Source organism: Enterococcus sp. AZ103 (genome assembly GCF_051714685.1).
Lineage (GTDB): Bacteria > Bacillota > Bacilli > Lactobacillales > Enterococcaceae > Enterococcus_A > Enterococcus_A alishanensis.
In genome coordinates, this window is sequence record NZ_JBIOSI010000001.1 from 2,657,611 (window position 1) to 2,669,300 (window position 11,690).

Genomic DNA, 11,690 nt, shown 5'->3' on the forward strand with positions numbered 1-11,690 from the left:
CTCCTAAAAATTTAAGTAATCTTGCGGAAAATAAATTTCCCTTGTTTTGTTGAAATAATTTCGCCATTTTCTGCGACTTTATTTCCTCTTAAATAAACACTTCGGGCTTTACCCTTTGTTTGGAATCCTTCAAATGGTGTGTAATCACAATGTTGTAACTGTGTTTTTGCACTAATCACACCCGTAGCTTCCGGATCCCAAATAACGATATCAGCATCACTGTCGACTTGAATGATGCCTTTTTGTGGATATAAATCGAATTGTTTGGCAATGTTTTCTGACAACAATTCAACAAAACGTTCAGGAGTAATCTTGCCGGCTGCTACTCCTGCGGTATATACAAGTTCGGGACGACTTTCCACTCCTGGCATTCCACCAGGAATTTTTGTAAAATCATCTTTTCCTATTATTTTCTGATCTTTAAAATTAAAATCACAATGATCGGTAGAAATCGTATTTACTTCTCCATCAATAATTCCTTGCCACAGAGCTTCTTGATCTGCTTTTTTTCTTAACGGTGGCGAGCAAACATATTTCGCGCCTTCAAAATTTGGTAATCCGTAAGCCTCGTCATCTAACAATAAATATTGTGGACAAGTTTCTACGTAAACTTCCTGACCTTCAGCTCGTGCACGTTTTACCACTTCTAAAGCTTCCTTTGTGCTTAAATGCACAATATTTACCGCAAGATTTGCTTGTTTAGCAATCGTTAAGTAGCGATTGACCGCTTCGGCTTCTAATTGATTTGGTCGTGTTAATGGATGGTTTTCAGGACCAGTTTTACCAGCCTTTAAATATTCTGCTTGCAACTGATTGATGACATCGCCATTTTCACAGTGCACACCTAACATACCGCCAACTGATTTAATGATTTTCATTGCTTCATACAATTCGGCATCATTGGTCCGCAAATTGTCATAAGCCATATACATCTTAAAAGTTGTGACCCCTTTTTTGACCATCTTGGGAATCTCTTTTGCGATGTTTTCATTCCATTCGATAACTGACATGTGATAATTGAAGTCTGCCGAGGATTTTCCTTCAGCCATTTTGTTCCAAGTAACGAGACATTCATCTAAAGTGCCACCATGCTCAGGTGTCGCCATATCAATGACTGTCGTTGTCCCTTTTGCCACAGCGGCAATTGAACCCGTTGTAAAATCATCTGAAGTATCGGTCATCCCATTATTTAGCTCTAAATGGGTATGACCATCAATAAATCCAGGAAAAATGAAACATCCTGTTGCATCGACGACTTCTTCACCGTCGGCAATGGATAAACCATTGCCGAGTTCGGTGATTTTTTCGCCGTTAATTCTAATATCTAACTGTCGACGGCCATGACTTGAAACGACCGTTCCACCTTTGATTACGATTGACATTTCTTTCACCTCTTAGTTCGCTAAAACGAAAGCATAGTCATCAATAACAGTTTCCATCATATCTTGTAGGCCATTTGCTACCTTCACATTGCCATCATTTAATGAGAATGTATTTTCTTCGCCTTTGTTTCGAACCAAGACTAATTTACGACTTGGATCTACTACATAGAAACCTTCATTTGTACTATCGTGAAAATCTTCTTCTGAATTAAATAAAGTGAATTTATCTTTGTATGGTGCACTAGAGTATGGACAGAATGTTTCACAGTTGCCACATTCATTACACATCCGATCAACGTGCATGATTTGTGCTTCATCATGAACCATCACGACGATATTTGCTCGGTTTGGACAAACATCTACGCATGATTCACATACAGTTGAACATTCTAAACAACGAGCTGCTTGACTCATCGGGGTTTCCGGTATCACCATATCTCCACGTTTTGCTCGAACTGAAGCGGTATCAATATTTAGATTTGCCCGTTCATAGTTGCGATTATGAACTTCAACAATCGCATTACAAGCTTTTGTTGAATCTGCAATTGCTTCCACAATTGTTGCTGGTCCTAAGTTAGCATCACCAACTACAAAAACATCTTTTAAGTTAGTTTCCAAAGTTTGTGGATTAACTACTACACGACCAAGGTTATCTGTTTCGATGCCAACTGAATTAAAGAAGGTATCATCAACTTTTTCACCGATTGCTGAAATCACTACGTCTGCTTTCACTTCAACAAACTCGCCAGTTGGTTCCGGACGCTTACGACCTGATGCATCACGAGCTCCCAGTTTCATTACTTCACAAGTTAATTTACCATCAACTAATTTTATTGGTGCAAGTAGCTCACGGAAAGTAACATCATCATCTAGTGCCAAATACAATTCTTCTTCATCGGCTGGCATATTTCGTTTGTCACGACGATAAACTAGCGAAACTTCTTTGACTCCTGGTAATTGTTTTGCAGCTCTAGCACAATCCATAGCGGTATTTCCGCCGCCGATTACGACAATGTTTTCACCATACGGATTTTCTTGCGTGTTTTGCCGCGTTTTAACTAAGAATTCTAGTGAATTAATTGCTTCACCAGCTTCTAATTTCAAATTATTATGTTTCCACGCGCCAATAGCATAAATCACTTTTTCATATCCTTGCGCTCTTAAATCTTCTAAACTTGGTGCTGCTTTACCAGTCTTGAACTCCGCCCCCATGAAACGTGCCATCTCGACATCTTTTTGCACGCTTTCCATCGAAATTCTAAATTCTGGTACGACTTGACTACAAACGCCACCTAAGGTTGTATCTTTTTCAAATACAGTTACTGGGAAACCTTCGCGAGCTAATAAATAACCTGCTGAAATCCCTGCCGGTCCACCACCAACAACAGCTGTTTTTGGTGCATCAGTAACTGGTTCAGGTTTAACCATTGAAGCTAATAATTCATCGTAAGCATGTTCTGCCGCTTCTAATTTCACGCCACGAATATCGATAGCGCCTTCATAAAATTGACGGGTACATTTTGTTTCACAAGGATGGGCACAAATTGTTCCAGTGATAAATGGTAGTGGATTTTTATCCACAATTACTTTCAACGCATCAAGATATTTGCCTTCTTCTACATAACGTAAATAAGCTGGAATATCTTGGTCAATAGGGCAGCCACCAGTTCCGCGACAAGGCGCCGTATAACAGCTTAGTAAAGGTACTGTTTCTTTAATTTTCGGAGATCCAGGTAATTTTATTGATTTTTGATATTTTGCTGTTTCGGTTGATTTTTCAACTAATTTACTGACTTTTTCTAAATCAACTTTCACATGAGTTGGATAATCTAGGGTTGAAACAACATTAGCCATTTGGGTTAAGCGTTGATAACCGCCTGGTTTTAATAAAGTTGTCGCCACTGTTATTGGCCAAATACCTGCTTCAAACAAATCTTTCATATTGAATACATCGGCACCACCGGAATAAGAAATCTGTAGCTCACCATGGAAAGCGTCAGATAATCTTTTCGCAACCATAATTGATAATGGATACAATGAGCGACCAGACATATACATTTCTTCAGATGGTAATTCATCTTGTCCTACATCAACAGGGAAAGTATTGGTAATTTTCACCCCGAAGTTTAACTGTTCTTTATCAGCTAGATCTTGTAGCCTTTGTAACATCGGTACAGCATCTTCAAACTGTAAATCTTCAGTAAAATGATGGTCATCAAATTCCATATAATCGAAGCCAAGTTCATCCATAGTTTTTCTAGCATATTCATAACCTAATAACGTCGGATTGCATTTAATGAAAGTATTTAACTTTTGTTCATCTAATAAGTGAACAGCAATTTGTTCGATTTCATGCGGTAAAGTCCCGTGCAACGTCGATAGCGTAATAGAATGGGAAACTTTCGGACTAATATGATCAATGTAATCTTCATCCACTCGGGTAAATTGATTCAATCGACTTTTTGCTGCTTCAACACACTCCGCCCAAATTGGTGTAGCTTTTGCATCTTGCATCTCATGAATATATTTTTGGATCTTAGGCGTTTTAATTCCTTCTAAGTCATATCCAACACTCATATTGAAAATGAAACCATCAGGATCGCCTAAATCAAATTCACGCGCCAATAATTTTAAAACAAACCAGCCTTTGACATATTCTTCAAACGCTTGTGGTACACGTAACTCGGTAGACCACTCACAGTTGTAACCCTCATCGCGAGCTGAGATACAAGGTTTTGCTACAGGTAAATCTTCACCATCTAAAATTTGTACCGTTTTTAATTCGAAGAAACGTGAACCTGTTAAGTAAGAAGCAACTATGTTTTGCGCTAATTGCGTATGTGGACCTGCTGCTGGGCCAATCGGTGTCTCCATCTTTTCATTGAATAAAGAAATTTGTTTGTCGCCTTCTGGCTTAAAGAACTTTCTAACACCGAAAATTGTGCCAGACTTTTTATATTCCTGCATGACCCAATCAAGTAACGCATCGATTGAAATCGGGCGCATAATATCGCTCATATTTTTTCACCTCATTGATTTGACTTTCTATTTGTTAATTCTATTCCATAATTTAACAGCTTCTTCACGGGCACTTGCGTAAACTTCCTCTTGGTCAATTCCAACCACTTCACGGTTACGCATTCGAACATCTCCAGCAACAATTGTGTCAGTTACATTTGCACCATTCATACCGAATAAAATATGACTATTAAAATTACTTTCATTCATTGGAGTCGCTGCGTGATAATCTACAATGATTACATCGCCAGCAGCATCAGGTTCTAATACACCAAGTTTAGTGTCAAAATAGCGGTTTGCCATCGCAGCATTGTTGTCAAATAACATTGCTGGAATTTCAGCCCAAGCAACAGTTGGATCTGCTAAATGATGTTTATGAATAATGTTTCCTACTTTGTAAGATTCGGTTATATCTTGCGTGTAACCATCTGTCCCTAAACCACACATAATATTAAATTCATTAAACATTCGAATTATTGGTGGGCAACCTACTGCATTACCCATATTAGATTCAGGATTTGTTACAACCATTGTGTCTGTATCTTTAATTAGTTTCATTTCATGTGGATTGATATAAATGCAGTGACCTAACATTGATTTAGAACCTAAAATATCTAAATCATAAAGGCGATTAACGATTGGCTTATTGTACTTGTGTAGTGAGTCTTTCACATCAGCAATATCTTCTGCCACGTGAATGTGGAAACCAATATCTGAAGGTGTTACTTTACGTGCTTTTTCAAATGTTTCATCTGAAACTGTAAAGGCTGCATGCATCCCCATCATAGCTTTTTGCATATCATCTTTACGCGCTTTAGCAGCATTAATGAATCGAACATTTTCTTCAATTGCTTCCTCAGCTGGTTTTACGCCATTTCGATCAGAGACTTCATAACATAAACAAGTTCTGATACCCATTTCGTCAGCAGCGTTTGATAATTGTTCCAAACTACCGCTAACTTCTCCATAACTTGCTTGATGATCAAACATTGTAGTAACGCCATTTTTTATACTTTCTAAATAAGAAACTCGTCCGCTTTGTAATGTCGTATGATTGTTCATTTCACTATCAATTTTGAACCATTGACCTTCTAAAATATCCATAAAGTTTTTTGGATTGTAACCATTAATACTTAATCCACGAGCAAATGTACTATAGATATGATTATGCATGTTGATAAACCCTGGCATAATCACGCCACCTTTTGCGTCAATAAAATCTGCCTCTGGGTACTTTGCCTTCAAATCCTTTGTTTGGCCAACTTCTTTAATCGTTTTTCCATCGATTGCAACTGCACCATTTTCAATAAAAGCATTTTCTTTTTGACGTGTAATTAAGTGACCATTTCCAATGAGTAACATAGTTTTCCTCCTTTTAGATAACGCTTACAATTTTAATTTTTTAAATCATAAAAAACTTTTTTTGAAGCCCTTTACAATTTTGTGGTCAACGTTTCTTGTTGTTTCTTGCTTAACCATAGTATAGCACAAAACTAAAAAAAAAAAAGCCTTACTAAAAAATTTTTTTGTTAGTTTGTTTTCTCAATATTTTCATGGTAATATTGTTTTGAGAAAACACGAAAAATTAAAGTCTTGTTATCATGAGATTGGTATATTGGAGGTTTTTAAGATGCTATCAGAAAACAATGTGGAATTTTTGCGACAAATTGGTAAAGCGATTACAACTCAATTTGGTGAAGATTGTGAAGTTGTCATTCACAAGGTTGATTCAGACGATGCGGAGCATTCAATTATCTATATTGAAAACGGCCACGTGACTGCTCGTCATATTGGTGATGGCCCTTCTCAAATCGTATTAGAAACATTGAAAAAAGATCCAGAAGAATTACAAAACCGATTTAATTATTTAACCCGCACTCACGATGGTCGCGTGTTAAAATCTAGCACAATTTATTTTAAAAATGATGAAGGTAAGTTAGATGGTATCTTTTCAATCAACTTTGATACTTCCTCCATCTTTGCAGCTGAAAATGCGTTGCATAAATTAACTGCCACTTCTGAAGAAGAGACGACAACTGACAATAGTTTGATTCCAAAAAACGTCAATCAATTACTTGATGAATTAATTTTGGAATCTGTCCGAATCGTTGGTAAACCTGTCGCTCTAATGACTAAAGAAGATAAAGTTAAGAGCATCCAATACTTGAATAAAAAAGGTGCTTTCTTGATTACTAAATCAGGAGACAAAGTAGCGAAGTTTTTCAACATTTCAAAATATACTCTATACAATTACATTGGATAAATTCTAGGCCTGAACTAAAAATAGTTCAGGTCCTTTTTTTCAAAAAAAGTTTGGATATTAATCCAAACTTTTCAGTTGATTCATTTTAATAAAGGCCGCCTCCAAAGCCGCCCCCCCTAATGCTCGAGCTTTGTCAGAAATAGCTAAATAATCAATTTCTTCTGACGGTCGTGGATCAACATCAGCTACTTTTAAACCTTTTCGAATAGTTAGCCCTGCTTCGATTAATCCTCTTAAGGTGCCATCTAATGGAGACTTCACTTCCACATTATCAACTTTAAAAAGTACCTGATCTTTTTTTACCCGATCTCCAATTTGATGGATATGTTCAACTTTTCCGCCAGCAGGTGAATGAATTACTCTTTCATTACTTTTGCCACCAATGATACCTGGGACACCCGTGTTCGGTAAAGCCGCTCCAGAAAAAATTAATTTGGCTAGCGCGTGTCCGCGCATGGTTTCGATTACAATATCTACATCTTTTCCAGCTGTGAATCCTGGGCCTAATGCGATAGTTATCGGTGCTAATTGTTGACTGGTTCCTAAATTGCGTTTAGCCAAAATCGCATCCACCACAATGGTTGGTCTCAATTTTTCAATAGATTTCCCTTCAGGGTCAATTAGAATTGGTACCTCACTCGCTTGCCAGATTTTGTTTATTTCCTCAAATGAATCTGCTCTTCTAGCCTTAATATCTTCCACTTGATAAACACCATCGTAAACTGCGGAACACAACGCAACTGTTCGTCTAATCGCCAGCGGTTGGGCTATTTCCAAAATCAATACTTTAAAGCCCGTTCGTTGAAATTTTTGAACTACACCAGTTGCCAAATCTCCACCGCCACGAATCACGACGATTGTTTCATTTATTTTTCCCATAAAATTATTCCCTCTTCTTTTTGCCCACTACCAGCAATGATTTTAGTTATTTGATGGGGAAATTGATTGATTTCTTCTGCTAATTGTTGAGCATTTTCTAGATCATCTTTTGTATCTACTTGGTTAATGAATAATATTTCTATTCCCTGCGCTAAATAAAATAAACCTTTTTCTTGGATTACAATTTCAGCAAGGAGCTTTAAACTTATTTCTTTCTCAGCCACAACAGACAGCCATTCTAAAAATAATGGTAAGCGATGCACCGTAGTTGTATTAATTTTTTTATGCAAGGCTTTGATTGGCAGCACACCGATTGTGACCGTTGTCTCTGGCAAAATGACTGGTTCAAAATCAGCCCAAGCCTTTAATGGCAATTGTTTCGAACCATCCGCTTCTAAAAAAACCTGATCAAAATTTGCAAAAGATGCACGGACAGCCGGATCAGAAGGAAAAGTCACTTTTTCTTCATCTGACGTTACTCTTGCTGCAAAACTAATTCCGCTTTTTTTACCTAATTGGTCAAACTCAGAAAAATATATTTGATCATACTCATTCTTTTCAGGCATCCTCATTTTCGTCGTTGTGGCAACTAAAACTTTTTCAGCTGCATATTTTTGCGCCAAGTAGTTTAACAGAGTTGTCTTCCCACCACTGCCAATAATTGAAACAACGGCTTTTTCAGGTAAGTTAAAACATTCAGATAATTCTTTAGTCGGTTTAGTTTTCATTTTTTTCAGCTCTAACTTTGATTAACTCTCCTGCAATACTAATCGCCAATTCTGGTGGTGTTTCGGCTTTAATGGATAAACCAATCGGCATATAAATTCGCTCTATTTCAGTTTGGCTAAAACCTGATTCTTTTAATCTCTTCTTTTGAACTGCAATTTTATGCGCACTACCCATCATACCGATATAGTAAGCAGGTGAATGCAATAGTTGAACAGCAACTTTGAAATCAAATAAATGTCCTCTTGTTACCGAGATGACAAAATCATCTTTGGTAATTTCTACTGTTGCTGGAATATTTTCGAAATCTACCAGCTTTCGTTGATCAGCTGCTGGAAAAAGTACGTCTGTTAAAAATTCCGGACGATCATCTAGTACGACTGTATAAAAATCTAAATACTGTAAAACAGGAACTAAAGCTTGAGAAACGTGCCCGCCTCCGAAAATATAAACTTTCCCAGGCTGGCTTAGAACCTCTGCAATATACTCATTTTCTTGATAAATAATCACTCCGCTCTTCTCAGGAAAATCCTCTGTATCTTCTGATTTCTCAGCCAAAAAGATGATGGGTTGATCTGAATGTAAATCCAACGCTGTCAATAAATAAGCAGCTTGATTGTTTTGTAAAGCAGTTAAAGCCTGATTAATCACTGTAAATAATTCTTTTGTTTCAAAGGATAAATATTGGAACAGCATTTCCACTTGTCCACCACAAACCATACCCAAACCTGCCGCTTCCTTAGGCGTCAGTTTATATTTCTCAAAAGCATTTTCTTTTTTCGTTAATAAATCTTGGGCTTTTGTGATACAAGTGTACTCAACTTTTCCACCTCCTACCGTCCCTGCTAGAATCCCCTCTTCACCAACTAGCATTTTTGCTCCTTGTTTTCTTGGTACTGATCCGTGACTATTGACAACAGTAACTAAGACTACTGGTTTTTTCTCTTCAAATTGCTGTAACAAAAATTCAAATATTTCTTTCATAAATATCACCTACTTTTCTTAAATTATGATTATTTTGCAATATGTAACCGCTCTATTTTTTTGCTAAAAAAATTTCTTCTTACAAATTATATCATCAATTATTAGTAAAAACAAACAGACCAAAAAAATATTTTGGTTAAAAATACTGTTAAATCAGTTTTTTTAGTTGTTTCTAAAAAACTAAAAAAAATTTGTTTATACTTATTTTTTTTAAGAAAACGCTATCTTTTACACGAATAGCGTGCTAAACTTAATTTATCAAAAAGAAGTAGGAGGATATTTGACGTGAAAAAATTGAAATTTGGTTTATTAGCAGCAGGAGTATCTTTATTATTACTAGGTGGGTGTGGCAGCGGTAACGATACAAATTCCAACTCATCAGCAACTGACAGCAGTGGAGCCAGCAGTAGCGAGGAAAAAGTTACCGTTAAAATTGCAGCTGCAGCCAGCTTGCAATATGCATTTGAAGAAAAAATAATCCCAGCTTATGAGAAAGAACATCCAAATGTGACGATTGAAGGAACTTATGATAGTTCAGGTAAATTGCAAACGCAAATTGAACAAGGTTTAGATGCTGATATTTTCTTCTCTGCAGCGACTGCACAAATGACAGCTTTAGAAGAAGGTGGCTTTATTGATGATAAAACAGTCAGCAATCTTCTAGAAAACAAATTAGTCTTAATTGTTCCTACTGACAATCCAGATGATATATCGAGCTTTGACGATTTAACAAAAGCTGAAACCATTGCAATTGGTGATCCTGCGAGCGTACCAGCGGGACAATATGCACAAGAAGCTTTAACTTCATTAGGTTTGTGGGATGAATTACAAAGTAAGTTTTCTCAAGGAACAAATGTAACAGAGGTACTAAATTGGGTAGCTGAAGGTAGCGCCAATGCAGGGCTAGTCTATGAAACAGATGCTAAAACAACTGACAAAGTTGAAATCGTAGCAACAGCACCGGAAGATAGCTTAACAGAACCAATTGTTTATCCAATTGGACAAATCAAAGACAGTAAAAACAGCAAAGCTGCTGCAACATTTTTAAAATACTTAAAATCTGACGCAGCTAGTGATATTTTCAAAGATTACGGTTTTACTCCAGAAAAATAAAATGATAAAAAAGGATTCATGCATTTGGAAGTGCATGAATCCTTTTTATTAATTTTGAGGTGCACGATATCCAGCAGCCTCAGCTTCTGCAATAGTTTTAAACCACGCAACAACATTTGTTGTACGATCATAATACTTACTTCCTGGAATATGATAAATATTATTTTGAGAACCTTTAATTAATCCATTTCCTTGGGCATCAACATAAACGCCGCTATTGTTAGAATTACCAGGAGTAGATGGATTGACTATTGGTCGTCCTTCTCCAATGGCATACCAACCAATATTTTCATCATGCCAACCTGCTGATAATAAACTTTGTTGCTCACCAGTATTTGTTGTGTAATTATGGCTACCGGTTTGTGCGTTTGGATTATATGCGCGGTAAACGGCAACTGTTTCTTGCGTGTCTGAATACCAGCCAATCCCTTCATATTGCCAACCAACTGAAATTAAATGATCTTTTTCACTTACGTTTAGGGTATAGTGGTGATCTCCTACATTCGGATTATACACACGATAAACCGGATCTCCATTATCTGGAGCTACCCAGCCTGTTCCTTCGTACTGCCAGCCAGCGGATGCTAATTGATTTTTTTCAGTTCCGTCAGCCGTGTAAAAATGTTCACCTGAATTAGGATTGTACAATCTTAACATTTCTGCGGCGTCTACTTTCTCACCAACAGTAAACACACCAAGAATCGATAGTCCCAACAACCATACTAATAATTTTTTCTTCATTTTATTCCTCCTCTTGTTTGACTTATCTTAATTATCTAAATAATTTCAAAAAACGTCAATAATCTTTTATAAAAAATATTTATTTTTCAAAATGATTTTGAGAAGCTTGCTTTTGATTCTTTAATAAGGCCAATGCATGAGGGATTTGATCAATAATGTAGGACAAAGACTCATCAACTGCTTTGGTGCTTCCCGGTAAGTTAATGATTAATGTAGCTTTTCTTGTAACCGAAACGCCCCGACTTAGCATCGCCCGCTTTGTTATTTGCAAGCTTAAGCTGCGCATTGCTTCTGAAAAACCAGGAACCATTCGATCCGCAATGGCTAGTGTTGCTTCTGGTGTACAATCTCTCGGAGCAAGGCCCGTACCGCCAGTCGTTAAGATTAAATCAGCTTCTTCTTGATCAGCTATTTGTTCCATCGTTTGACTTAATAAGGCAGCTTCATCAGGTAAGATTATTTTTTTTATGACAGACAACTGATTTTTTTGACAAATTTCAATTACTTTTTCTCCACTTAAATCTTCTCTTTTTCCAGCATAGCCACTGTCACTTGCAGTTATTACAACGACTTTAAAAGCCACT

At 36.9% G+C, this 11,690-nt stretch carries 10 protein-coding genes; 2 read left to right on the forward strand and 8 right to left on the reverse strand.

The annotated features are described in order from the left end of the window. Nucleotides 1-11: 11 nt before the first annotated feature. Genes hydA through ssnA form a run of 3 tightly spaced genes read right to left on the reverse strand, consistent with a single transcriptional unit; the run spans nt 12 to nt 5,762 of the window. Entirely contained in the window at nt 12-1,382 is a 1,371-nt protein-coding gene (hydA, locus tag ID741_RS13240) for a dihydropyrimidinase (protein ID WP_438720277.1), read from the reverse strand. Nucleotides 1,383-1,394: 12 nt separating this feature from the next. Beyond that, complete coding sequence (ygfK, locus tag ID741_RS13245; RefSeq protein ID WP_438720278.1) at nt 1,395-4,400, reverse strand: putative selenate reductase subunit YgfK; 3,006 nt, start codon at nt 4,398-4,400, stop codon at nt 1,395-1,397. A 27-nt stretch (nt 4,401-4,427) separates the two neighbouring features. Then, nucleotides 4,428-5,762 carry a putative aminohydrolase SsnA gene (gene ssnA / locus ID741_RS13250; RefSeq protein ID WP_218324726.1) on the reverse strand — a complete coding sequence of 445 codons (1,335 nt, stop codon included), beginning with the start codon at nt 5,760-5,762 and terminating at the stop codon, nt 4,428-4,430. A 268-nt stretch (nt 5,763-6,030) separates the two neighbouring features. Here ssnA and ID741_RS13255 point away from each other — a divergent pair, with 268 nt between their 5' ends. Beyond that, nucleotides 6,031-6,663 (forward strand): helix-turn-helix transcriptional regulator, encoded by a 633-nt coding sequence (locus ID741_RS13255; protein ID WP_438720279.1) that lies wholly within the window; start codon nt 6,031-6,033, stop codon nt 6,661-6,663. Nucleotides 6,664-6,720: 57 nt separating this feature from the next. On the opposite strand, the gene yqeB is transcribed toward ID741_RS13255, so the two are convergent. Genes yqeB through ID741_RS13270 form a run of 3 tightly spaced genes read right to left on the reverse strand, consistent with a single transcriptional unit; the run spans nt 6,721 to nt 9,252 of the window. Continuing rightward, entirely contained in the window at nt 6,721-7,542 is an 822-nt protein-coding gene (yqeB, locus tag ID741_RS13260; RefSeq protein ID WP_438720280.1) for a selenium-dependent molybdenum cofactor biosynthesis protein YqeB, read from the reverse strand. Continuing rightward, nucleotides 7,530-8,270, reverse strand: coding sequence for a selenium cofactor biosynthesis protein YqeC (gene yqeC, locus ID741_RS13265; protein ID WP_218324723.1), 741 nt, complete (start codon nt 8,268-8,270; stop codon nt 7,530-7,532). The genes yqeB and yqeC overlap by 13 nt, the downstream gene beginning before the upstream one ends. Beyond that, nucleotides 8,260-9,252, reverse strand: a complete 993-nt coding sequence (locus ID741_RS13270; RefSeq protein ID WP_438720281.1) for an XdhC family protein — start codon at nt 9,250-9,252, stop codon at nt 8,260-8,262. The genes yqeC and ID741_RS13270 overlap by 11 nt, the downstream gene beginning before the upstream one ends. Before the next feature lie 285 nt (nt 9,253-9,537). Here ID741_RS13270 and modA point away from each other — a divergent pair, with 285 nt between their 5' ends. Next, nucleotides 9,538-10,365, forward strand: a complete 828-nt coding sequence (gene modA, locus ID741_RS13275) for a molybdate ABC transporter substrate-binding protein (protein WP_438720282.1) — start codon at nt 9,538-9,540, stop codon at nt 10,363-10,365. A gap of 48 nt (nt 10,366-10,413) precedes the next feature. On the opposite strand, the gene ID741_RS13280 is transcribed toward modA, so the two are convergent. Together ID741_RS13280 and ID741_RS13285 are read right to left on the reverse strand one after the other, a co-directional pair. After that, nucleotides 10,414-11,106, reverse strand: coding sequence for a sunset domain-containing protein (locus ID741_RS13280; RefSeq protein WP_438720283.1), 693 nt, complete (start codon nt 11,104-11,106; stop codon nt 10,414-10,416). Nucleotides 11,107-11,185: 79 nt separating this feature from the next. Further along, nucleotides 11,186-11,689: a MogA/MoaB family molybdenum cofactor biosynthesis protein gene (locus ID741_RS13285; protein ID WP_218324719.1), complete on the reverse strand. Its 504-nt coding sequence runs from the start codon at nt 11,687-11,689 to the stop codon at nt 11,186-11,188. Between the last annotated feature and the right edge of the window lies 1 nt (nt 11,690).

What these genes read in the sequence shown, in the direction of transcription:
- ID741_RS13255 (WP_438720279.1), top strand. Translation starts at nt 6,031, where the DNA reads ATGCTATCAGAAAACAATGTGGAATTTTTGCGACAAATTGGTAAAGCG.
- ygfK (WP_438720278.1), bottom strand. Translation starts at nt 4,400, where the DNA reads ATGAGCGATATTATGCGCCCGATTTCAATCGATGCGTTACTTGATTGG.
- yqeC (WP_218324723.1), bottom strand. Translation starts at nt 8,270, where the DNA reads ATGAAAACTAAACCGACTAAAGAATTATCTGAATGTTTTAACTTACCT.
- hydA (WP_438720277.1), bottom strand. Translation starts at nt 1,382, where the DNA reads ATGTCAATCGTAATCAAAGGTGGAACGGTCGTTTCAAGTCATGGCCGT.
- ID741_RS13270 (WP_438720281.1), bottom strand. Translation starts at nt 9,252, where the DNA reads ATGAAAGAAATATTTGAATTTTTGTTACAGCAATTTGAAGAGAAAAAA.
- ssnA (WP_218324726.1), bottom strand. Translation starts at nt 5,762, where the DNA reads ATGTTACTCATTGGAAATGGTCACTTAATTACACGTCAAAAAGAAAAT.
- yqeB (WP_438720280.1), bottom strand. Translation starts at nt 7,542, where the DNA reads ATGGGAAAAATAAATGAAACAATCGTCGTGATTCGTGGCGGTGGAGAT.
- ID741_RS13280 (WP_438720283.1), bottom strand. Translation starts at nt 11,106, where the DNA reads ATGAAGAAAAAATTATTAGTATGGTTGTTGGGACTATCGATTCTTGGT.